General features: G+C 63.6%; 20 protein-coding genes and 1 pseudogene. 10 read left to right on the forward strand and 11 right to left on the reverse strand.

Annotation, left to right across the window (positions count from 1 at the left end; all coding sequences use genetic code 11):
* Together QCE63_RS32690 and QCE63_RS32695 are read right to left on the reverse strand one after the other, a co-directional pair.
* A pseudogene (locus QCE63_RS32690) lies at positions 1 to 111 on the reverse strand (succinate dehydrogenase, cytochrome b556 subunit); the annotation flags it as partial.
* Positions 112 to 267: 156 nt separating this feature from the next.
* Positions 268 to 1,056 (reverse strand): GntR family transcriptional regulator, encoded by a 789-nt coding sequence (locus QCE63_RS32695; protein WP_309838913.1) that lies wholly within the window; start codon positions 1,054 to 1,056, stop codon positions 268 to 270.
* 570 nt (positions 1,057 to 1,626) lie between these two features.
* Here QCE63_RS32695 and QCE63_RS32700 point away from each other — a divergent pair.
* The 6 genes from QCE63_RS32700 (at position 1,627) to acnA (ending at position 9,962) form a co-directional block, all read left to right on the forward strand.
* Entirely contained in the window at positions 1,627 to 2,613 is a 987-nt protein-coding gene (locus tag QCE63_RS32700; protein ID WP_309838914.1) for a malate dehydrogenase, read from the forward strand.
* Positions 2,614 to 2,814: 201 nt separating this feature from the next.
* Positions 2,815 to 3,819, forward strand: a complete 1,005-nt coding sequence (locus tag QCE63_RS32705; RefSeq protein ID WP_309838916.1) for an aldolase/citrate lyase family protein — start codon at positions 2,815 to 2,817, stop codon at positions 3,817 to 3,819.
* A 106-nt stretch (positions 3,820 to 3,925) separates the two neighbouring features.
* Positions 3,926 to 5,107 (forward strand): 2-methylcitrate synthase, encoded by a 1,182-nt coding sequence (gene prpC / locus QCE63_RS32710; RefSeq protein ID WP_309838917.1) that lies wholly within the window; start codon positions 3,926 to 3,928, stop codon positions 5,105 to 5,107.
* Positions 5,108 to 5,197: 90 nt separating this feature from the next.
* A complete protein-coding gene (locus tag QCE63_RS32715; RefSeq protein ID WP_309838918.1) occupies positions 5,198 to 5,722 on the forward strand; it encodes a hypothetical protein in 525 nt (174 codons plus the stop codon).
* Between the two features lie 33 nt (positions 5,723 to 5,755).
* Positions 5,756 to 7,207 carry a bifunctional 2-methylcitrate dehydratase/aconitate hydratase gene (locus tag QCE63_RS32720; RefSeq protein ID WP_309838919.1) on the forward strand — a complete coding sequence of 484 codons (1,452 nt, stop codon included), beginning with the start codon at positions 5,756 to 5,758 and terminating at the stop codon, positions 7,205 to 7,207.
* Positions 7,208 to 7,244: 37 nt separating this feature from the next.
* On the forward strand, positions 7,245 to 9,962 hold the full coding sequence (gene acnA / locus QCE63_RS32725; RefSeq protein WP_309838921.1) for an aconitate hydratase AcnA: 2,718 nt from the start codon (positions 7,245 to 7,247) through the stop codon (positions 9,960 to 9,962).
* A gap of 117 nt (positions 9,963 to 10,079) precedes the next feature.
* On the opposite strand, the gene QCE63_RS32730 is transcribed toward acnA, so the two are convergent.
* Positions 10,080 to 10,403 carry a DUF2917 domain-containing protein gene (locus QCE63_RS32730; protein WP_309838922.1) on the reverse strand — a complete coding sequence of 108 codons (324 nt, stop codon included), beginning with the start codon at positions 10,401 to 10,403 and terminating at the stop codon, positions 10,080 to 10,082.
* A 310-nt stretch (positions 10,404 to 10,713) separates the two neighbouring features.
* Between QCE63_RS32730 and QCE63_RS32735 the strand changes: the two genes are divergently transcribed.
* The gene (locus QCE63_RS32735; RefSeq protein ID WP_309838924.1) at positions 10,714 to 12,138 is read left to right on the forward strand and encodes a PLP-dependent aminotransferase family protein; all 1,425 of its coding nucleotides are present in this window, start codon (positions 10,714 to 10,716) and stop codon (positions 12,136 to 12,138) included.
* A gap of 4 nt (positions 12,139 to 12,142) precedes the next feature.
* On the opposite strand, the gene QCE63_RS32740 is transcribed toward QCE63_RS32735, so the two are convergent.
* The 3 genes from QCE63_RS32740 to QCE63_RS32750 form a co-directional block, all read right to left on the reverse strand.
* Entirely contained in the window at positions 12,143 to 13,012 is an 870-nt protein-coding gene (locus QCE63_RS32740; protein WP_309838926.1) for a DUF1932 domain-containing protein, read from the reverse strand.
* Positions 13,013 to 13,039: 27 nt separating this feature from the next.
* Complete coding sequence (locus QCE63_RS32745) at positions 13,040 to 13,270, reverse strand: hypothetical protein (RefSeq protein WP_309838928.1); 231 nt, start codon at positions 13,268 to 13,270, stop codon at positions 13,040 to 13,042.
* A 222-nt stretch (positions 13,271 to 13,492) separates the two neighbouring features.
* A complete protein-coding gene (locus QCE63_RS32750) occupies positions 13,493 to 14,944 on the reverse strand; it encodes an NAD-dependent succinate-semialdehyde dehydrogenase (RefSeq protein ID WP_309838930.1) in 1,452 nt (483 codons plus the stop codon).
* A 150-nt stretch (positions 14,945 to 15,094) separates the two neighbouring features.
* Here QCE63_RS32750 and QCE63_RS32755 point away from each other — a divergent pair, with 150 nt between their 5' ends.
* Entirely contained in the window at positions 15,095 to 15,511 is a 417-nt protein-coding gene (locus QCE63_RS32755) for a MarR family transcriptional regulator (protein WP_309838932.1), read from the forward strand.
* 68 nt (positions 15,512 to 15,579) lie between these two features.
* Here the strand turns inward: QCE63_RS32755 and QCE63_RS32760 are convergent, their stop codons facing one another.
* Genes QCE63_RS32760 through QCE63_RS32770 form a run of 3 tightly spaced genes read right to left on the reverse strand, consistent with a single transcriptional unit; the run spans position 15,580 to position 17,603 of the window.
* Entirely contained in the window at positions 15,580 to 16,191 is a 612-nt protein-coding gene (locus QCE63_RS32760; protein ID WP_309838934.1) for a hypothetical protein, read from the reverse strand.
* Positions 16,192 to 16,241: 50 nt separating this feature from the next.
* A complete protein-coding gene (locus QCE63_RS32765; RefSeq protein WP_309838936.1) occupies positions 16,242 to 17,015 on the reverse strand; it encodes a molybdopterin-dependent oxidoreductase in 774 nt (257 codons plus the stop codon).
* A 3-nt stretch (positions 17,016 to 17,018) separates the two neighbouring features.
* Complete coding sequence (locus QCE63_RS32770) at positions 17,019 to 17,603, reverse strand: cytochrome b/b6 domain-containing protein (protein ID WP_309838938.1); 585 nt, start codon at positions 17,601 to 17,603, stop codon at positions 17,019 to 17,021.
* A gap of 165 nt (positions 17,604 to 17,768) precedes the next feature.
* Between QCE63_RS32770 and QCE63_RS32775 the strand changes: the two genes are divergently transcribed.
* Positions 17,769 to 18,440, forward strand: coding sequence for a heavy metal response regulator transcription factor (locus tag QCE63_RS32775; RefSeq protein WP_309838939.1), 672 nt, complete (start codon positions 17,769 to 17,771; stop codon positions 18,438 to 18,440).
* Positions 18,437 to 19,840 (forward strand): heavy metal sensor histidine kinase, encoded by a 1,404-nt coding sequence (locus QCE63_RS32780; RefSeq protein ID WP_309838940.1) that lies wholly within the window; start codon positions 18,437 to 18,439, stop codon positions 19,838 to 19,840. The genes QCE63_RS32775 and QCE63_RS32780 overlap by 4 nt, the downstream gene beginning before the upstream one ends.
* 9 nt (positions 19,841 to 19,849) lie before the next feature.
* On the opposite strand, the gene QCE63_RS32785 is transcribed toward QCE63_RS32780, so the two are convergent.
* Both QCE63_RS32785 and QCE63_RS32790 read right to left on the reverse strand, forming a co-directional pair.
* Positions 19,850 to 21,643 carry an FAD-dependent oxidoreductase gene (locus QCE63_RS32785; protein WP_309838941.1) on the reverse strand — a complete coding sequence of 598 codons (1,794 nt, stop codon included), beginning with the start codon at positions 21,641 to 21,643 and terminating at the stop codon, positions 19,850 to 19,852.
* Entirely contained in the window at positions 21,640 to 22,746 is a 1,107-nt protein-coding gene (locus QCE63_RS32790) for a DedA family protein/thiosulfate sulfurtransferase GlpE (protein ID WP_309838942.1), read from the reverse strand. The genes QCE63_RS32785 and QCE63_RS32790 overlap by 4 nt, the downstream gene beginning before the upstream one ends.
* Between the last annotated feature and the right edge of the window lie 56 nt (positions 22,747 to 22,802).

The following is a 22,802-nucleotide window of genomic DNA, read 5'->3' on the forward strand; positions in this document are numbered from 1 at the left end:
CACGCGATGCAGGATGGAGACCTTCCCCGCCAGCGGCAAGCGATACTTCGCGAGTTGGCCGAGTCCGATGTTCCGGTACTCGGGCCTTGGTTTTTTTACGGCTTCAGCCATGCTAGACCCCAACTTGTTAACACACTAATCCGCGATTTTAGCGCCTTTTTATTTCGCGCTGCAGCGAGAAACCGTCCAATAGACTGTTGCTCCGCGCGTGAAAAAAGCGCCCGGCGCGCCCGTTCGGCGCATGCCAACGACCCGGCCTTCATTCGATCAACTCAAGTCGTTCTGATAGTAATAGCCGGTCGTGACATACCATCCACGCCGCACTTCGACCGGGCGATCGCCATACGTGTAAGACACGCGTTCCACCGACAGCAGCGGAAACCCCTGCGCGACCTGGAGATGCTGTGCGACGGTTTCATCGGCGGGAACGGCGCGGATTTTCTCCGTCGCACGAATCATGCGTGTACCGAATTCGGTTTCGAACATCGCGTAGAGCGGGCCCTTGTACTCCGACAGCCGCTCCGCCGTCAGCCCGCGAAACACCGCGCCCGGCAGCCAGATTTCATCGAAGACGGTGGTCACGCCATCAAACTGCAACAGGCGCCTGATAAGAACGACGGGATCAGCCGGCTTAAGATCGAGCTGGCGCGCAATCTCCGCCGGCGCGCGCAACCGCTTGCATTCGAGCAGGCGGCTCACATGGGGATGGGCGTCGCCGTCATCGGGCAAGAGGCGCAGGAAGCGGAATTGCACGCGGTCTTCGCTGTGCGTCGCAACGAACGTGCCTTTGCCCTGACGGCGCACCAATAAGTTGTCGGCAGCGAGTTCGTCGATGGCCTTGCGAACGGTGCCCTGGCTCACCTTGTAGCGCGCGGCGAGTTCGACCTCGCTCGGGATGATTTCACCGGGCTTCCATTCGCCGGATTCGAGGCCCTGCGTAATGAGCGCCTTGATTTGCTGATACAGCGGGCTGAACGTCGGCGACGGCACACCGGCGGCCTCAGCCGCAGGCGCGGTGCCGTTGGGGGTCGTCGAGCTCGCCGGGTTGGAATTCATGCCGCGCATTTCAACACAAAGGCCCGCCGTGCGTCCAGACCTTTCCCATAGAATCCTATGTCTTATATAAGACATAAGATAGTGTTGACTTTACCAGGTCACGCTCCTACACTCCTTGTCGAGCAAGGGTTTGCGGGTTGTCGCATGTGCGCACGAAACGCCGGTTTCCGGTCTTCGCCACGCGCGGCACACCGCCAGGCACGCCCTTTCGCTTTCGCCTCACGCCGACCGCCCACTCGTTCGCGCACCGCTGCCTGCCCCACGTCTCGCAACGTCAAGCGCCGTCTCGTATGGGCGCCTTGCCGTCAGACCCAAGCGAATTCCTCGCGTCCTCACAGAACATCCCGCTGGCCTCGCGCTCGAAGAGACAGATTCATCGGCATGACAGTCACGCCGCTCACGCATTCATGCGGCGCGAAACCCGATGCAAACGCGCGCAACGCCTGCTGCGCGGGTGCTTTTCGGGGGTCGCGCGGGGCCAGGACCGCATGTCTTCATCAACGCTTGGCGTATCGCGCATAAAATGGCGCTTTTCCCTTGCGTTCCACGCACCGTCCAGGAGAGTTATCAATGGCTAAGTCCGCAAAGCGCGTTGCCGTCACCGGCGCCGCAGGTCAAATCGGCTACTCGCTGCTGTTCCGCATCGCCAATGGCGATCTGCTCGGCAAAGACCAGCCCGTGATTCTTCAGCTGCTCGATCTGCCGCAAGCGCAAGGCGCCGTGAAGGGCGTCGTGATGGAACTGGAAGACTGCGCGTTCCCGCTGCTCGCGGGCGTCGTCGTCACGGACGATCCCAAGGTCGCCTTCAAGGATGCCGACGTCGCGCTGCTCGTGGGCGCCCGCCCGCGTTCGAAGGGCATGGAGCGCAAGGACCTGCTGTCGGCGAACGCCGAGATCTTCACGGTTCAGGGCAAGGCCCTGAACGACGTCGCCAGCCGCGACGTGAAGGTGCTGGTCGTCGGCAACCCGGCGAACACGAACGCGTACATCGCGATGAAGTCGGCCCCGGACCTGCCGAAGAAGAACTTCACGGCCATGCTGCGCCTCGACCACAACCGCGCGCTGTCGCAACTGGCCACCAAGTCGGGCAAGCCGGTCGCATCCATCGAAAAGCTCGCCGTGTGGGGCAATCATTCGCCGACCATGTATCCTGACTTCCGCTTCGCGAGCGCCGAAGGCCACGACCTGACGAAGCTCATCAACGACGACGAATGGAACCGCAACACGTTCATCCCGACGGTCGGCAAGCGCGGCGCGGCGATCATCGAAGCGCGCGGCCTGTCGTCGGCGGCATCGGCGGCCAATGCGGCGATCGACCACGTGCGTGACTGGGTGCTCGGCACGAACGGCAAGTGGGTCACGATGGGCATTCCGTCGGACGGCTCGTATGGCATCCCGGAAGACATCATCTACGGCGTGCCGGTCACGTGCGAAAACGGCGAGTACAAGCGTGTCGAAGGCCTGGAAATCGACGCGTTCTCGCGCGAGAAGATGGACGGCACGCTGAACGAACTGCTCGAAGAGCGTGACGGCGTCGCGCATCTGCTGGGCAAGTAAGCACACGTCGTCGGTCGAAAGCCCTCGGGAAGCGCCGGGGGCCTATTTTCAAGTCCGTCACGTCAGCGCGAGCGCCTGTGCGTCTCGCGCCTGATCCGCCCGCGCTTGAGCAAGCAGAACCACGTTCGAGCGCGGCCGAATCGGAATCAGAGCACCTGAGCAAGCCGGACTTCACTCCCCACATCGGACCCCACGCCGAGTATGCGCGCCCTCACTCCCGCCGAAGTGCTGTTTGACGGCGAACCGCAGCCCGCGGTTCTTCCCCCTTGCGATCACTACGCCGGCAGCGAAAAGCTGATTCGCAAGTCGCTGGCCTTGCAGGCGCAACTGGGACCCCTGTTCGACATCACGCTCGATTGCGAAGACGGCGCCCAGGTCGGCCGCGAGGCGGAACACGCGGAAATGGTCGCGTCCTTCGTGGGTGGCGAGGATGACCGCTTTGGCCGCGTCGGCGTCCGCATTCACGATTTCAATCACCGCGCGTGGCGCGACGACGTGCGCATCATCCTGCGCAATGCCCGCAAGGCGCCCGCCTTCGTGATGCTGCCGAAGATCCGCAGCGTCTTCGACGCCGCCGAGATGGTGGCTTTCATCGAGGCGTCGCGCTGCGAGTTCGGCATTGCGCAACCGGTTCCCTGTCATCTGCTGGTCGAAACCCACGGCGCGCTCGCGGAAGCTTTTGAACTGGCGGCGCTGCCGGGCGTCGAATCGCTGAGCTTCGGCCTGATGGACTTCGTATCCGCGCACAATGGCGCGATTCCCGATACCGCCATGCGCTCGCCCGGCCAGTTCGATCACCCGCTGGTGCGGCGCGCGAAGCTCGAAATAGCGGCTGCGTGTCACGCGCATGGCAAGGTGCCGTCGCACAATGTGTCGACTGACGTGCGCGACATGAGCGTCGTCACGAACGATGCCGCGCGCGCCCGCAACGAGTTTGGCTACACGCGCATGTGGAGCATTCATCCGGACCAGATCCGGCCGATCGTCGAGGCCTTCTCGCCGCGCGCGGACGAGATCGCGCTGGCCGCGGAGATTCTGCTGGCCGCGCAACATGCGCAGTGGGGCCCGACGCGTCATGGCGACACGCTGCATGATCGCGCGAGTTATCGCTATTACTGGTCGGTGCTGCGGCGCGCGCATGCCACCGGACAGACCGTGCCCGAGGACAGCGCGCCGCTTTTTGCAGCGCCGGCACAAGCAGCCTAAGGCATCGAATTGCAGTTCAGCACCACGTCAGGGCCCGTCCTTGGCGCATTCTTCAAGCACGACAAGTCACGCCGCAACGCGCGCGTACGAAAGGAGACTGGAGAGCATGACTGACACCGCATCGACCGAAGCACCCGCAACCTCCACCGCCGGCGGTTTCAAGCCGAAGAAGTCGGTCGCGCTGTCCGGCGTGACGGCGGGCAATACCGCGTTGTGCACGGTCGGCCGCACCGGCAACGATTTACACTATCGCGGCTATGACATTCTCGATCTCGCCAACACGTCCGAATTCGAAGAGATCGCTTACCTGCTCGTGCACGGCAAGCTGCCGAACGCCGCCGAACTGAAGGCCTACAAGACCAAGCTGAAGGCCATGCGCGGCCTGCCCGCTAACTTGAAGGCCGCACTCGAATGGATCCCCGCTTCGGCACATCCGATGGACGTCATGCGCACCGGCGTCTCCGTGCTCGGCACCATCCTGCCCGAGAAGGACGATCACAACATTCCGGGCGCGAAGGACATCGCCGACAAGCTGATGGCCTCGCTCGGCTCGATGCTGCTCTACTGGTATCACTACTCGCACAACGGCAAGCGCATTGAAGTGGAAACCGATGACGATTCGATCGGCGGGCACTTCCTGCATCTGCTGCATGGCGTGGAGCCGCCGAAGTCATGGGTCGATGCGATGCATGTGTCGCTCAACCTGTACGCCGAACACGAGTTCAATGCGTCGACCTTCACGGCGCGCGTGATCGCGGGCACGGGCTCGGACATGTATTCGGCGATTGCGGGCGGCATCGGCGCGTTGCGCGGCCCGAAGCACGGCGGCGCCAACGAAGTGGCCTTTGAAATCCAGTCGCGCTATCTGAACGCCGACGAAGCCGAAGCCGACATCAAGCAACGCGTGGAACGAAAGGAAGTGGTGATCGGCTTCGGGCATCCGGTCTATACGATCTCGGATCCGCGCAACAAGGTCATCAAGGAAGTCGCGAAGAAGCTTTCGAAGGAAGCGGGCGACACCCAGCTCTTCAGCATCGCCGAACGGCTCGAAACGGTGATGTGGGACGCGAAGAAGATGTTTCCCAATCTCGACTGGTTCAGCGCCGTCTCGTATCACATGATGGGCGTGCCCACGGCCATGTTCACACCGCTGTTCGTCATCTCGCGCACGTCGGGATGGAGCGCGCACATCATCGAGCAACGCATCGACAACAAGATCATCCGGCCGAGCGCAAGTTACACGGGACCGGAGAATTTGAAGTTCACGCCGCTAAATAAGCGAAAATAGCGGGCTGCACGGGTCAAATCCTGCGAGGACAGGGTCCACCCCGCGCGGCAGAACCGCCATTCAACCCAATGTTTTTGAAAGGTTTTATCGATGAATAAAATTTTGATCGCTGCAATCGCCGGCACGCTGGCCACGACGAGCCTGTTCGTCAGCGCCGGCGCCATCGCCGCGACCGCGACCGAATCGGGCAAGGCCAAGGCCACGGCCAAGACGACCGCCAAGCGTCCCGCCCCCGCACGCCGTCTCATCAAGCGCAGCCCGAAGGCCGAAGCCGCGGCAGCAGCGAAAGTCGATCCGATCCCGGACGGCGCAGTGAAATGGTCCTGCAAGGACGGCAATGCTTTCTATCTGAAAGGCGACATGAAGCGTGATGCCATCGTCACCGTCAACTGGGCCAAGAAGGACTACCGCCTGCCGCGCCAGGACACGACGACCGGCGCCGACCGTTTCCACGATTCGGCATCGGGCATGGATCTTGTGGTGATCCCGTCGAAGGCAATGCTGTTCTCCGACAAGGATTCGTCGCGTCTCGCCGATGAATGCATGACGGCCGACATGGCCGCCGGCGGCGCCGCACCCACGCAGTCGAACGCGCTGATCAAGCCCGCGCAATAAGCGGGCTGAGCGCGCCTCAACAGGAAATCTTCGATGTCCGCACCGATCTCCACGGTCCGGCCCGATCCGGACAAGGTACTGGTCGACTTGGTCGACTATGTCCTCAATACTCGCGTCGACAGCACGCTTGCGCTCGAAACCGCGCGCAACTGCCTGATCGACACGCTCGGTTGCGGACTCGAAGCCCTTTCCTACCCCGCCTGCACCAAGCTGCTGGGACCCATCGTGCCGGGCACGATCGTCCCGCACGGCGCAAAGGTGCCAGGCACGCAATTCCAGCTCGACCCGGTTCAGGCCGCGTTCAATATCGGCGCGATGATCCGTTGGCTCGACTTCAACGACACCTGGCTGGCCGCCGAATGGGGCCATCCGTCGGACAATCTGGGCGGCATCCTCGCCACCGCCGACTGGCTCTCGCGCGGCGCGATCGCCGCCGGCAAGCCGCCGCTCGGCATGAAAGACGTCCTGATCGCGATGATCAAGGCGCATGAAATCCAGGGCTGCATCGCGCTCGAGAACTCGTTCAACAAGGTCGGTCTCGATCACGTGCTGCTCGTGAAGCTCGCGTCCACGGCGGTGGTCGGCCAGATGATCGGCCTCACGCGCGACGAGCTCATCAATGCCGTCTCGCTCGCTTTCGTCGATGGTCATTCGCTGCGTACCTATCGGCACGCGCCGAACACGGGTTCGCGCAAGTCATGGGCAGCCGGCGACGCCACCTCGCGCGCCGTGCGTCTCGCGCTGATCGCGAAGACCGGCGAGATGGGCTATCCGTCGGTGCTGACGGCGAAGACCTGGGGCTTCTACGACGTGCTCTTCAAGGGCAACGCGTTCAGTTTCCAGCGTCCGTACGGCTCCTACGTGATGGAGAACGTCCTCTTCAAGATCTCGTTCCCGGCCGAATTCCACGCGCAGACCGCCGTGGAAGCGGCCATGACGCTGCACGGCATGCTGAAGCATGCCGGCAAGTCCGTGAACGACGTCAGCCGCATCACCATTCGCACGCATGAAGCGGCGCTGCGCATCATCGACAAGCAGGGTCCGCTGAACAATCCGGCCGATCGCGATCACTGCATCCAGTACATGATTGCCGTGCCGCTGATCTTCGGCCGTCTCACCGCCGCCGATTACGAAGACACCATCGCGCAGGATCCGCGCATCGACGCATTGCGCGCCAAGATGACCTGCGTGGAAGACCCGCAATACACGAAGAATTATCACGACCCGGACAAGCGCTCGATTGCCAATGCGCTCACTGTCGAGTTCAATGACGGCTCGCGGCTGAACGAGGTCGCGGTCGAGTATCCGATCGGTCACAAGCGTCGCCGCGCGGGAGGCATTCCGCTGCTCGTCGAGAAGTTCAGGACGAACCTGGCGCGCCGGTTTCCCCCGAAGCAACAACAGGCGATCCTCGCGGCATCGCTCGACCAGGCACGGCTCGAAGCCATGCCGGTGCATGAATATGTCGATTTGTACGTGATTTAAGCAGCGCAATTTCCTCGTCCAGCCCAAGGAAAACAACATGGCCCACAATCTCCACAACACGCTCAAGGAATTCGACAGCGGTTCCGGCAAAGCCAGGTTCTACTCGCTGCCGCAACTCGGCGACGCGCTGAAGATCAAGATCCAGCGCCTGCCAGTCTCGATTCGTCTGGTGCTCGAATCGGTGCTGCGCAACTACGACGGCAAGAAGATTTCGGAAGAACACATCGAGCAACTCGCGAACTGGAAGCCGAACGCTTCGCGCGTCGATGAAATTCCGTTCGTCGTCGCGCGCGTCGTGCTGCAGGATTTCACCGGCGTGCCGCTGCTCGCCGATATCGCCGCGATGCGTGGCGTCGCCCAGCGCGCGGGCAAGGATCCGAAGGCCATCGAGCCGCTCGTGCCGGTGGATCTGGTCGTCGATCACTCGGTGCAGATCGATCACTTCCGCGAACCCAACGCGCTCGACCTGAACATGAAGCTGGAATTCCAGCGCAACAACGAGCGCTACCAGTTCATGAAGTGGGGCATGCAGGCGTTCGATACGTTCAAGGTCGTGCCGCCGGGCATCGGCATCGTGCACCAGGTGAATCTCGAATATCTCGCGCGCGGCGTGCACAAGAAGGGCGAAGGCAAGGACACGGTCTACTACCCGGACACGCTCGTCGGTACCGACTCGCACACCACGATGATCAACGGCATCGGCGTGGTGGGCTGGGGCGTGGGCGGCATCGAAGCGGAAGCGGGCATGCTCGGCCAGCCGGTCTATTTCCTGACGCCGGACGTGGTCGGCGTCGAGCTGAAGGGCAAGCTGCGCGAAGGCTGCACGGCAACGGACCTCGTGCTGACCATCACCGAAATGCTGCGCAAGGAAAAGGTGGTCGGCAAGTTCGTCGAGTTCTTCGGCGAAGGCACGGCGTCGATCGGCGTGCCGGATCGCGCGACCATCGGCAACATGGCGCCCGAGTACGGCGCGACCATGGGCTTCTTCCCGGTCGATGAAAAAACCATCGACTACTTCAAGGGCACGGGCCGCACCGACGCCGAAATCGCCGCGTTCGAAAAGTACTTCAAGGCGCAGAAGCTGTGGGGCGTGCCGAAGGCCGGCGACATCGACTACACCAAGACGCTCACGCTCGACCTGGGCACGGTGGCGCCGTCGCTGGCGGGTCCGAAGCGTCCGCAGGACCGCATCGAAATCGGCAATGTGAAGAGCAACTTCGTCGATCTGTTCTCGAAGCCGGTCGGTGAAAATGGCTTCAGCAAGAAGGCCGCCGAACTCGACACGCAATACACGACCACCGACGGCGTCGACGTCAGGAACGGCGACGTGCTGATCGCCGCGATCACTTCGTGCACGAACACGTCGAACCCGAGCGTGCTGCTCGCGGCTGGCCTGCTCGCGAAGAAGGCCGTGGAAGCCGGCCTGACGGTGGCGCCGCACATCAAGACGTCGCTGGCGCCGGGGTCGCGCATCGTCACCGAGTACCTGACGAAGACCGGCCTGTTGACCTATCTCGACCAGCTCGGCTTCACGCTCGCCGCCTACGGCTGCACGACGTGTATCGGCAACGCGGGCGACCTGACGCCGGAACTGAACGATGCCATCGTGAAGAACGATATCGTCGCGGCGGCCGTGCTGTCGGGCAACCGCAACTTCGAGGCGCGCATTCACCCGAACATCCGCGCCAACTTCCTGGCCTCGCCGCCGCTGGTCGTGGCGTATGCCATCGCGGGCAACATCACCCGCGACCTGATGACGGAACCGGTCGGCAAGGGCAAGGACGGCCGCGACATCTATCTCGGCGACATCTGGCCGACGAGCGATGAAGTCCACGCGCTGCTCAAGTTCGCGCTCGACGCGAAGGCGTTCCGCGAAAACTATTCGCAGCTCACGAAGGACGGTGACCTGTGGAGCAAGATTGCGGGCGAAAGCGGCCAGGTGTACGACTGGCCGAAGTCGACCTACATTGCCGAGCCGCCGTTCTTCGGCAGCGAATTCTCGATGCAGCCGGCCGACTCGATTCCCGCCGTAAAGGGCGCGCGCGCACTCGGCATCTTCGGCGACTCGGTGACGACCGATCACATCAGTCCGGCTGGCTCGATCAAGGAAAGCTCGCCGGCGGGCGTGTGGCTGAAGGCAAACGGCGTGCAGAAGGCCGACTTCAACAGCTACGGCTCGCGTCGCGGCAATCACGACGTGATGATGCGCGGCACCTTCGCGAACGTGCGCATCAAGAACCTGATGATCCCGGCGAAGGCGGACGGCACGCGCGTGGAAGGTGGTTTGACGCTGCATCAGCCGAGCGGCGAACAGCTGTCGATCTACGACGCGGCGATGAAGTACATTGAAGCCGATACGCCGACCGTCGTGTTCGCGGGTGAGGAATACGGCACGGGCTCCTCGCGCGACTGGGCGGCGAAGGGCACGCAACTGCTTGGCGTGAAGGCCGTGGTGGCGCGCAGCTTCGAACGTATCCACCGCTCGAACCTGGTGGGCATGGGCGTGCTGCCGTTGCAGTTCAAGGGCTCGGACAGCGTCCAGTCGCTGAACATCACGGGCGAGGAAACGTATGATGTCGAAGGTCTCGGCGACGACTTCAAGCCGCAGCAGGAAGTGACGCTGGTGATCCATCGCAAGGACGGCAAGGAAGATCGCGTGCAGGTCCTGCTGCGTATCGACACGCCGATTGAGGTGGACTACTACAAGCACGGCGGCATTCTGCCGTTCGTCCTGCGCTCGCTGCTCGCGGCGTAAGCTACGCTTGTTTTGCAGGTGACCGCGCTCGCAAGAGCGCGGGAACATTGGACCCGGCCTCGGCCGGGTTTTTTTTCGCCTTCGTGTCCGCTGTCGTGTTCGCTGTCGTGCTCGCCGTCATGCCCTGATCGCGGCAAGCTTCGCCGGCTGCGCACGACGCCCGAGCCACGCCCGCAGCATGTCGCCGGGACCGCGCGTGCGCACAGGGGCGGAAGTCGAAGCCATCGAGAACCAGCTTGCCTCCCGGTTTCCGCTGACCCAGATCGTCGTGTAAGGCGGCAACTCGACCGAGTCGCCCGCGCCCAGCCAGTGGTCGTCCGTCTGGCCTTCGATGGTCAGCCAGATCTGGCCGCGCGTGACACGCAGCGTTTGAGGCCGGTCGATGACCCAGCGCGCAGGCGCTTCGCGTCCGTCGAGTTCGAATGTCCGAATTTCACGCATGATGCCGCTCCTTCTGTTCACGTTTCGGAAGGCCACCTCCATTCATGCAGTTCGAGCAGGAAGCAACCGTTGATGTCATTATTCGACCGATTCCGAACAGCTTGAATGTACAGTTATGAACAGTTGCAGCGGAACTGTTACGTTGAATTGGCCGAACAGTTTGAATCTGTTTTGACACTTAAAAATCGCATCGTCAGCCGTTTGGCTAGTCTTGACGGCGGTTTTCGGATGCGTTCGAATGGCGACATGACACGGCTGAACAGCGAAATCGCAACTGTTCACATAGATTCACTGAACACTTTGGAACACTATGAACGCGCTTCCGCTTCATATCGACGGCGGCACCGGCGTGCCGCTCACCGAGCAGATCGTCATCCAGATCGAGACGATGATCCGCTCGCGCCGTGTGCTCGCCGGCGCGAAGTTGCCGTCCATCCGCCAGCTCGCAGCGGAACAGCACATCAGCCGCTTTCCGGTCATCGAGGCCTACGACCGGCTCGCGTCGCGCGGGCTGATCCAGCCGAAGCACGGCTCAGGCTTCTATGTGGCGAATCACGTCGATGAGCGCGACAGCAGCGTCGGCAACTGCAATCCGCGTCTGGCGGAAGAGGAGTCGACCCAGATTCTTCAGCAGTTCAACTATCCCGGCGAGACGCTGAAGCTGTCGAGCGGCTTCATTCCGGAAGCATGGCGCGAGGTGGACGGGCTTACGCAGGCCATCCGGCAGGCTTCGCGCAGCGACGTGTCGAGCGTGATCGACTACGCGCTGCCTCACGGCGACGCGGGTCTGCGACAGCAACTCGTCATGCGCATCAACGCGCTCGGCATCGACGCCGATCTGCCCAACGTGATGCTGACGAGCGGCGCAAGCCAGGCGCTTGACCTGGTCGTGCGCTACATGCTGAAGCCCGGCGACACCGTGTTCGTCGAGGATCCGGGCTACTACAACCTGTTCGGTCTCTTGAAGCTGCAAGGGGTGCGGCTGGTCGGCGTGCCGCGGCTCGCGAACGGACCGGACATCGACGCCGCCGAGGCCTTGCTCAAGCAGCATCAGCCGAAGCTCTTCTTCGTCAACACGGTCTTCCAGAATCCGACCGCAACCAACATCGCGCCGCAGGTGGCGTTCAAGTTGCTGCAACTGGCGACCCGGCACGGCTTCTCGATCGTCGAGGACGACATCTACGCCGACTTCCAGGCCGTGCCCACGCAACGGCTCGCGTCGCTCGACCAGCTCGACCGCGTGATCTACGTGGGCGGTCTGTCGAAGACGCTGTCGTCGTCGCTGCGCATCGGTTATCTCGCGGCGAATCGCGAACTGGTGAAGCATCTCGTGGACGTCAAGGTGCTGACGAGCCTCGGCGGCTCGCGCTTTGCGGAAAGCGTCGCGGCCAGCCTGCTCGAACGCGGCACTTACCGCAAGTATCTGGAGCGCCTGAGAAAGCGCGTGCGCGATTCGCTGTCGAGCGCGGTGCAGACGCTCGAAAGCCATGGCTGGGATGTATTCGATGAACCCAGCGGCGGCAATTTCGTCTGGGCGAAAGTGCCGGGCATCGAGGATTCGACCGCTCTCGTGAAAGCTGCCGTCGAGTTCGGGGTGACGCTTGCGCCCGGGAGCTACTATCGGCCGAACGGCGAAGTGAGTCCGTGGGTGCGCATCAATTCGGCCTATGCGGGCGATCGCCGCGCGGGACGCTTCTTCGCGGCGATGACGGAGAAGGCCATCGCCCGGGGCTAACCTGTCATTTGTCCCGCTCGGCGAAGAAGCGTTCGAGCGCATCGGTTGCGTCGCGATCCTTCGCGAGCCGCGCATAGAGCCCGGCAGCGCCTTCGTACACGCGATGCTCGGCGTATTCCTCGCCGATGAACTGCGCGATCTCTTCCATCTCCGCCACCCAGCGATGCGCCTTCGCCGGCATGCGCGGCACGTTGCGCGAAAGCCAAGCGGCGAGCGCGGGCTGGCTCTGCGTCAGTTCGGCGAAGAGCGCGTCGCCGGCGCCGTTGCGCATCGCGGCCAGCGACATGGCTGAACCGATTGCCGTCAGTCCCTTCGTGATGCCCGCATACGACATCTTGAGCGCCGATGCCGCGCCGAGCGGACCATCGAGCACGTGTATGACGAGGCCCGCTTCAGCAAGCGGTTGCGCGTCCGGCGCATGGGGCCCGGACAAGTAAAACTTTGGCGCGGCAGGCAAACCGATGATCGCGCCATCGACGAAAGGCGCGCCCGACGGTTCGAGGACCTGCGCCACCGTCCTGACCGTGTCGGGATTGATCGCGTTGCAATCGACGTAGACGGCTTTGCGCGAGGCTCGTTCGAGCACCGGTGCAAGACGCTGCGCAGTCTCCACAGCCACCGCCGGCGGCACGACGGACAGGATGAAGTCACACGCGGCGAGATCGTCGAGGCTGGCGTCGCGCATGCCGGCTTCCTGTGCCCGCTTCACGCTTGCGGCGCTGCGGCCTTCGAGCGACGTGAAGACCTGCGCGCCGCCCTGCGTCAGCGCATGGCCCACCGCGGATCCCATGTTGCCCGCGCCGAGCAGCGCAATGGTCGGTTTCTTCGCATCAGTCACTTGCACGCTCCATGTGTCGGGGTCGAGCCACAGCATACCCTCGCTGCTCCACGGCCGCTCGCGCTAGCCGTTCTCGTCGTGATCGTCAGACGCATGTCCGCGCAGTGCGCCGAGCCGCTGCAACATGTCCCAGCCTTTCGGTGTCAGCGAGGGCAGCGCGTGACCGCTCGGCAGACGCGTCATCTCGATCAACGCCTCCTGACGCAGACGCACCGTATGAAAACCGGCCGCCTCGACCAGATGAGGCGAACGCTGGATCAACAGCAGCGTGGATAGTTCGTGAGGGCTCAGCATGCGATTCTCCAGGAACCGGACGGGCAGATCATGCGCGTCCCGATCTCATCCTAGAGAGTGAAGCTGGCAATTCGGCTACGCACATTTTTCCGCGCGTTACGTGGTTACACTCTTGAAACCGACCCGTATTGCACGGACCTTGCGATGCCCCTTACAGGTACGCGAGACATAAAAAAAAGCGGCCCATACAAGGCCGCTTCCATGCACGACATGCGCCGCGCTTTAACGATGTTCCGTGACGAACTTCGTGACGAGATACGCTTCCATCGCTTCGCTGCCGCCTTCCGAGCCGTAGCCGGAATCCTTCACGCCGCCGAACGGCGTCTCGGGCATGCCGAGACCATGATGGTTGATCGACACCATGCCGCTTTCGATATCGTCCGCGAACGCAGCGGACGTAGCCGCCGAACTCGTGTAGCCATACGCGGCAAGACCATACGGCAGACGGTTCGCCTCGGCGATCACCTCGTCATACGAGCTGAACGAAGCGATCGGCGCGATCGGGCCGAACGGCTCTTCGGTCATGATGCGGGCGCTCATCGGTACGTCGGTGAGCACGGTCGGCGCGAAGAAGTAACCTTCTCGGCCAACGCGCTCGCCACCCGTCAGCACCTTGGCGCCGTGTTCGCGCGCATCGGCGACCAGACGCTCCATGGCTTCCAGGCGGCGACCATTGGCGAGCGGCCCCATCTGCACGCCGTCTTCCAGACCGTTGCCGACCTTCACGGCGCTGACCGTGGCGACGAAGTGATGCACGAACTCTTCATACACGGCTTCTTCGACGAGAAAGCGCGTCGGCGAGATGCACACCTGCCCCGCATTGCGGAATTTGGCTCCGGCCAGCATCTTTGCGGCACGCGGAATGTCGGCATCCTTGAACACGATGGCCGGTGCGTGACCGCCCAGTTCCATCGTGACGCGCTTCATGTGCTCGCCCGCCATGGAGGCGAGCAGCTTGCCCACCGGCGTGGAGCCGGTGAACGAGATCTTGCGGATGACCGGATGCGCGATCAGGTACTTCGAGACATCGGCGGGCACGCCGAACACGAGGTTGATGACGCCGGCGGGCACGCCTGCATCGGCATAGGCCTGCACGAGCGCGGCGCAGCTCGCGGGTGTTTCCTCCGGTCCTTTCAGCACCACCGAGCAGCCCGCCGCAAGCGCCGCCGATACCTTGCGCACCGCCTGATTGATCGGGAAGTTCCACGGCGTGAACGCGGCGACCGGACCCACCGGCTCGCGCGTGACGATCTGACGCACCGCATCCGCGCGCGACGGGATCACGCGGCCATACGTGCGACGGCCTTCCTCAGCGAACCATTCGATGATGTCGGCGGCCGAAAGCGTCTCGATACGCGCTTCGCCCAGGGGCTTGCCCTGCTCCATCGTCATGATCGCGGCGATCTGCGCCGCGCGTTCGCGAATGATCTGCGCGGCGCGGCGCATGATCTTGCTGCGCTCGTAGGGCGAAACCTTGCGCCATTCCTTGAAGCCGCGCGCGGCTGCGTCCGCCGCGAGCGCCAGTTCGGACTCGCCGGCCAGCGCCAGGCGGCCAATCTCGGCTTCGCTTGCCGGATTGATCACGGCCGTGTCACGCGAACCGTTGCGCCAGGCGCCGTCGATATACAGCTGGGTATTCGGATAAGCAGGAAGGTCGGAACGAGTGTTGCTCATGCATGTCTCCTTGAGAGTGGAGCGGCGCAACGCAAAGTTGCCCAGGATCAAAAAACGCAGGCGGCCATCTTATCGCGAACGCGTAAAATCTGCCGATGCACCCTTTCCCAATAGTTGCAGAGCGAATGACATGACTTCACGGTGAACCGCATGTTCGACCAATGCCTTTATTTCAACACGACCGCGCTGGCCCGCACGCTCGAACGCGAGTGGGCGAAAGCATTCAAGCCTTTCGGACTCACGCCGTCGCAGGCGTTCATGCTGCGCGCCGTCGTCGAACGTCCAGGCCTGTTGCAGAGCAGTCTCGCCGATGCCCTTGCCATCTCGCGTCCCACGGCCACGCGCACGCTTGATGGACTGCAACAGCTCGGCTTCGTGGAACGCTGGTCGACTGAAAGCGACGGCCGCGAATCCGCGATCCATCCCACCGATGCCGCGCACGTCATGATGAAGCGCATCGGCACGGCAAGCGCCGAAGTGACGCGCCGCCTCAAGCGCAAGCTCGGCACGTTGCAATTCGACGACACGGTGACGAGCGTCCGTCATCTGCGTGCATCGCTGGAATGAGCCTTTGAAAAAAATGCCCGCCGGACTGCTCTGGCGGGCATTCATGACGCGATAGAAACGCAGGCCGATTACATCGGCGGCGCGACACCATCCTTCTCGACCACGATACGCTGCGCCGTGAAGTCCGAACCCGCCGGGCTCGCCACGACGAACACCTTCTTGCCCGGCTTGAGATCGTCGTGCGTTGCGGGCGAGAAGGTCACGACCGGCACGTTCTCCGGCACCGTCACCGAGTTCGAACCGCCCTTGTACGAGAGCTTCAGGTCGCGGCCGCTCGTGCCCTGCACCACCTGATCGACGTTCGCATTGGTCATCGAGCTCTTCGGGCCGAGATCCCAGTCATAGTGACCTTCGCCGGTGCCTCGCGCCGCTTCCGGGAACACCAGCACTTCGGTGGCGGTGAGCTTGCCGTCCGTGCCGGTCATCGCCGCCGTGCCGACGAACGAACCCGGCTTGATGTCCTGCAGCTTGATGTTCTTCAGCGCCGTGACGGGCGTGTCAGCCTTCACCGCGATCTTCACGGTGTCGCCGCTCTTGCGATGCACGGTGAGCGTATCGCCCGACAACGACACGATATCGCCGCGAATGCGCGTGGGTTTGGCGGCGGGCGTCTGGGCAAAAGCGGCGGAAGCGAGTGCGAGCGTCACGATGCTGACGCCGAGTTTCATGCGGATCGACATGCAATCTCCTTGGGTTAATCGAAACTGAAGTGTTGAGCGAAACACGGCGATCAGGACCCGCCGAACCAGTTGTAGCCCTGGTTCTCCCAATAGCCGCCGGGGTAATCGTTGGTCACGGTGATCGCGACAATGTGCTTCGGATTCTTGTAGCCGAGCTTGGTCGGCATGCGCAGCTTCATCGGAAAACCATATTTGGGCGGCAGGGTCTGCCCGTCATAGGTCAGCGTCAGCAGCGTCTGCGCATGCAGCGCAGTGGGCATGTCGATGCTCGTCGAATAGTTGTCGGCGCAATGGAAGGCCACGTACTTCGCGCTCGTATCCGCACCGGCGCGCGCGAGGACGTTCGCAAAGCGCACGCCACCCCACTTGCCGATCGCACTCCAGCCCTCGATGCAGATATGCCGCGTCACCTGGCTCTCCTGCGGCAGCGCGTGCAGTTCGTCGAGCGTCCAGACGCGCTTGCCCTTCACCATGCCGCCGATCTCGAGCTTGTACGCGGCCGGATCGACTTCGGGCACTTCATCGATGTCATAGAACGCGTTGAACGGAAACGGCCGCGTGATCATCGACTCGGGATACGTGGGCGCGAGCGCGTTCGGATCGAACAGCAGCGCCTGCACGTCGTCATTGAAGGACGAGATCCGTCGCAGCATGACGTTGACGGACTTGTCGTCGGTGATGTTGCAGCCGGAGAGCATCGCCAGGCCGCCGAGCGACAGAATGCGCTTGCCGAACAGACGGCGCGCCGGCGCCTTCAGTTCCTTCGCCGCGTCCTTGATGATGAGGTCGGCGTCGGGTCTCGATTTGAACAGTTTCAGCGACATGGATCAGCGGCCTCGAATCATCAGCACGAGCGAGCGCGGCACGAGCGCGACCATCGCGACGTGTACCACGAAGAACGCCACCAGGAAGCTCATGCCGAAGAAATGCACGACGCGGGCGTTGTCATAGCCGCCCATCAACGCGCGCAACAACGGGAACTGCACGGACTTCCACACCGCGAGCCCCGAGAGAATCACGATCACGATGTCCACGATGACCGCGAGATAAGCCAACTTCTGCACGGCGTTGTAATGCGTGAGGTCGTCATGGCCGAGCTTGCCGCGCACGGCGGCCAGCGCATCGGTGAAGATGCTCCTGATGGACAGCGGGAACATGCGGCGGCGCAGCCGGCCCGTGATGAGGTTCATCGCCAGATAGACGATGAAGTTCGCGACCAGCAGCCACATCGCCGCGAAATGCCATTGCAGCGCGCCGCCGAGCCAGCCGCCCAGCGTGATGGCCGGGGCAAAGGTCAGTGACTTGAAGATCGGCGACGCGTTGTAGATCTGCCAGCCGCTCGTCACCATGATCAACACGGCGAAGGCGTTGAGCCAGTGCGTAATGCGCAGCCAGAGCGGTTGTACTTGCACGGGTTTCCTCGCGAATGGCGAAACAATGTGCTGGCATGTTAGCCACGCCGCGCTGAATGATCCATGACCCTTCAATGACTTTTTTGTCATTCTTGGCGGGCGACGGGCGGGCTCTGGCTAGAATGTCGTCAATTCATCCGAACCCGCACCCCGCGCAGCGCGAGCATGACCATCCTCGTTATCGAAGACGACCGCAAGACCGGCGACTACCTGAAAAAAGGGCTGATCGAGTCCGGTTATCAGGTCGAACTCGTGCGCAACGGCACGGACGGGCTGCATCAGGCGCTCGCCAACCCATACGAGCTGATCGTGCTCGACGTGATGCTGCCCGGCATCGACGGCTGGCAGGTCATGGCCGCGTTGCGCGCGAAACGTGACTTGCCTGTCATTTTTCTGACCGCGCGCGACCACGTGACGGACCGCATCCACGGACTCGAACTCGGCGCGGACGATTACCTCGTCAAGCCGTTCTCCTTCACGGAACTGGTGCTGCGCATCCGCACGCTGCTGCGGCGGGGCGTGATGCGCGAATCGGATACCTTCCAGGTCGCGGATCTGCAGGTGGATGTCCTGCGCCGCAAGGTGACGCGCCAGGGCGCCGACATCGCGCTGACCAACAAGGAATTCGCGCTGCTGCATCTGTTCTGCAAGCATCAGGGCGAAGCGCTCTCGCGCACGCTGATCGCCTCCGAAGTGTGGGACATGAACTTCGACAGCGACACCAATGTGGTCGATGTCGCCATCAAGCGCCTGCGCGCGAAACTCGACAATCCGTTCGAGCTCAAGCTGATCCACACGGTGCGCAGCATCGGTTATTCGTTCGGGGAGAATCCTTGAAGCGGCAGTCGCGCTCACTCGCGGTACGCATCGCGCTGTCGTTCGTCGTGATCGTGTGCATCGTGCTGGCCATGGTCTCGGCGGCGCTCTATCACGCCACGAACGTGGCGCTTTCAACGCGCGCGGACTACCAGTTGATCGCGCGCGTCGAGCATTTCCGCTCGCTGCTGCACGATCTCTATACGATCAAGGAAATCGAGGCGCGGCCGCGGCTCTTCGAAACCATGCTGGGCGACCGGCAGGATGTGATCCTGTTCCGGCGCGCGGGATCGGCGCCGTTCATCAACGTCAATCCGGAACAGATGTCCTTGCCGCCGCTGCATGTCGTGCCGGTGACGCGGCCCATCGGCCTCGACGATCTCTACGAGGGAACGCGCGCGGACGGCGTGCGCATGCGCTGGGTCGGCGCGCAGGCGCGTATCGGCGATAACGGCGAAGTCGTGGAGATCATCGCGGCGCACGTGATGACGCAGGAAGCGCGCGTGCTGTCGGTCTATCTGGAGCGTGTGTGGCTCAACGTGATCGGCGCGGCGCTCGTCACGATGTTGCTTGCATGGTGGGTCACGAGCCGCGGACTCAAGCCGCTCAAGCTGATGGCGGACAAGGCCGCGGAAATCGCGCCGGACCGGCTCTCCGCGCGGCTCGACGTGGCGCATGCGCCCGCCGAGTTGCAAAGTCTCGCCGCGTCGTTCAATGCCATGCTGGATCGGCTCGAACACGGCTATGAGCGCCTGTTGCAGTTCTCCGCCGATCTCGCGCATGAACTGCGCACGCCTATCGGCGTGTTGATCGGCGAAACGCAGGTCACGCTCGCGCACGAGCGCAACGTCGCCGAGTATCGCAACGTGCTCGAATCGAATCTCGAAGAACTCGAGCGGCTCGCGCGCATTGCACAGAACATCCTGTTCCTGGCGCAGGCGGATCACGGCGAACAACGCATCGAGCGCGAGCAGCTGGCGCTTCGCGACGAGCTCGACACGATCTGCACTTACTTCGAAGGCATTGCGGACGAACGCCGCATCCGCTTCGATATCGACGCGAGCGGTGAAATGGTTGCAAACGCAATCATGTGCCGCAGGGCGGTGGGCAATGTGGTCGTGAACGCGGTGCGCTACGCGACGGCGGGTTCGGTCGTGCGTCTGCATGGACACGCGGACGCAGCCGGCGCGGTGGTGACGGTGCGCAATCAGATCGATGGCGATATCGGCCGGGAGGAACTCGGCAAGCTGTTCGACCGTTTCTATCGCGGAGATGCGGCGCGCAGCGAGTTCACGGAATCGAGCGGGCTGGGCCTCTCGATCGTGCAGGCGATCATGCGGCTGCACGGCGGCAGCGCGTCCGTCGACACGCCGGAGGATGGCTGGATCGAGTTCACGCTGCGCTTTCCGGCATCGAACTAAAAGCGCCTATCACACCGGCACGGCCAGCGCCTGCCGTTTCGCCAGCAAGCCGTGGATCTGCGAGACGACCGCCGCGCCTTCTCCCACCGCCGCCGCGACGCGCTTGGTGGAACTGGAACGCACGTCGCCGATGGCGAACACCCCCGGCACGCTCGTCTCCAGCATCATCACGCCTTCGGTGCGGCCTTCATGCGCTTCCGCTCCGGTCAGCACGAAACCCTTGCCATCGACGTTCACATTGCAGTTGCGCAGCCAGTCCGTGTTGGGATCCGCGCCGGTGAACAGGAACAGATGCCGCGAGTCGATCGTAAGCGGGCCTTCCGGGGTCTTGCAATGGATCGCGGTCAACGCGCGGCCGTCGCCCTCCAGCGACGTGATCTGCGTATGCGTGCGCACCGTCACGTTCGGCAGCGAGCGGATGCGCTCCACCAGATAGTGCGACATGCTCGCCGCCAGCCCTGCGCCGCGAATCAGCACGTGTACGTGCTTCGCGTGCGTCGCCAGATACACGACGGCCTGTCCCGCCGAGTTACCGCCGCCGACCAGCACCACCTCAGCGTTCTTGCACAGTTTCGCCTCGACCGGCGACGCCCAGTAATAGGTGCCATGCCCTTCGTAGCGTTCGAGCCCGTCGATGTCGGGCCGCCGATACGCCGCGCCCGACGCAATCACCACCGTCTGCGACGTGACGCGCGTGCCGTTCTCCAGTTCGATCTGGATCGGCTCGCAATCGCAGTGCAGCGACTTGATCTTCGTCGGGATCGCGATGTGGGCGCCGAACTTCTGCGCCTGCACGAAAGCACGCCCGGCGAGCGCCTGCCCGGAGATGCCGGTGGGAAAGCCGAGATAGTTCTCGATGCGCGAACTCGCGCCCGCCTGGCCGCCCGGCGCGCGGCAGTCGAATACCGCGACGGACAAGCCCTCGGACGCCGCATACACCGCCGTCGCCAGTCCGGCCGGGCCCGCCCCGACGATCGCGACATCGTAGACATGCGCCGGATCGAATTCCGGCAGCCAGCCGAGTTGCGTCGCCACCTGGTTCTCGCTCGGCGCGCGCAGCACGGTGCCGTCCGGGCATATCACGAGCGGGAAATCCGCCGTGGACGCCGAGATGCGTTCCAGCAATGAAATCGCGTCGGGATCGGCGCAGGCATCGATCACCGTGTGCGGATAGCCGTTGCGGCGCAGGAAGCCTTGCAGGGACACGAGGCGCCCGTCGTCGGACTGGCCCAGCAGCACCGGACCGCTGCCCTTCTCGATCAAGCCCACGCGGCGCAGGATCAGCGCCCGCATGATGCGCTCGCCGAGTTCCGCCTCCGCGACCAGCAGCGCCCGCAGCCGCTCCGGCGCGATCACGATGCCCTCGACATCCTCGGCCGCCATGCCGTCGACGAGACACGGCTTGCCCGACAGCTGCGCCACTTCAGCCAGAAAGTGCCCCGGCCCGTGCTCGACCACCAGATGCTCCTTGCCGAGCGCATTGCGCCGCGTCACCCGCACGAGCCCTTTCAGCACGATCACCATGCCGCGCCCGGTCTCGCCCATGCGGAACATCCAGTCGCCCTGACGCCACCGCGACGTCTCGCCGAAGCGGCTCATGCGCTCGATCTCGCCGTCGGTCAGACGCGGGAACATCTGGTGCGCGCGGCTTTCGAGCGGCGAGAATGGCGCGTTGTCGTCGCTGACGGGCGGCGCGGCGGCGGGCGTCGGCACGACATTCGGGTTCTCGGGCGTTTCGCGCGCGCTCCAGGCGACGACGTTCGGCATGCTCTGACGCGAATGGTCGAACGGGGTGGTGCTCATGCGCGATCTCCGTGTGGCAAACCAGCTTCATGAAGGGATGTAGCGCTTGCAGGCGGCACCGCGGGCGGGGCCGCCGACTTCACCGACCATGGGCACATCGCGGCCATCTCCGCGACTTCTTCCGGCGTCGTGGCCACGAGCTCGCCGAACTCGGTCAGCGTCGCTACCTCGAAACCGGCAAGACGCCATGCATCGAGACCGCCGGTGAGCGGCACGACGTCGCGGAAGCCGGCGTTGCGCATCGTCTTCGCCATCCACGCCGCCGACACTTCGTTCGGACACGAGCAGTAAACGACCACCTTGCGCGACTTGTCGTAGTTTTCGATGATCGTCGCGAGTTCGCGCTCGTCGGCGAACAGCGAGCCGGGAATCGCGGCGGGATCGAGCATGCGTTTCTCGGGCGAGCGGATATCGAAGATCACCGGCAGCGGCTGGTCGTTCATCAGCGCATAGAGTTCGTCCACGCTGATGCGCGCCTTTTCGAGCGTCGCCATGAGCGCGCGGCGCCGCCACCAGCGATAGGCGACATAGACGGCCAGCAACACCGCGACCACCATCACCGCCTGGCGTCCGAGCTGCGCGATCAGCGCGAAGACCATTTCGAGCTGCGCGGCAAAGATGACGCCGACCGTCAGTCCGACGATGCTCCACAAGGCCACGCCCGCGCCGTCATGCGCGATGAAGCTGCGCAGCTTGACGCCCATCGCGCCGGCGAGCGGCACCGATACCAGCGACAGGCCCGGAATGAATTTCGCGACCAGCAGAACGCGCACGCCCCAGCGGCCGAAGAAGCGTTCGGTTTTCTTCACGCAGGTATCGCGCGAGAGCGACAACTTGCAGATGGTCTTGAGGGTCTTGTCGCCGTACTTGCGCCCGCCCTGGAACCAGACGAGGTCGCCGATCACGCCGCCCGCCACGGCCACGCACAGCACGCCCGCGAGCGGCGGCCAGAATGCGCCGCCGTTCACCGCCGTGAGCGCGATGGACGCGCCGACGATGATCATGGTCGGCATCGCGGGAACGGGCAGCCCGAGCGCCGAGCCCATTACGTTGAGGAACACGATCGCCGGGCCGAATCGATCGACTAGCTGATGCAACGACATGGAAGACTCCCGCGCGGGAAGGATGCGTACTCACCGGGCGACGAGGCGGCGCGGCT

This window comes from Caballeronia sp. LZ065, assembly GCF_031450975.1.
In the GTDB taxonomy this organism is placed as follows: domain Bacteria; phylum Pseudomonadota; class Gammaproteobacteria; order Burkholderiales; family Burkholderiaceae; genus Caballeronia.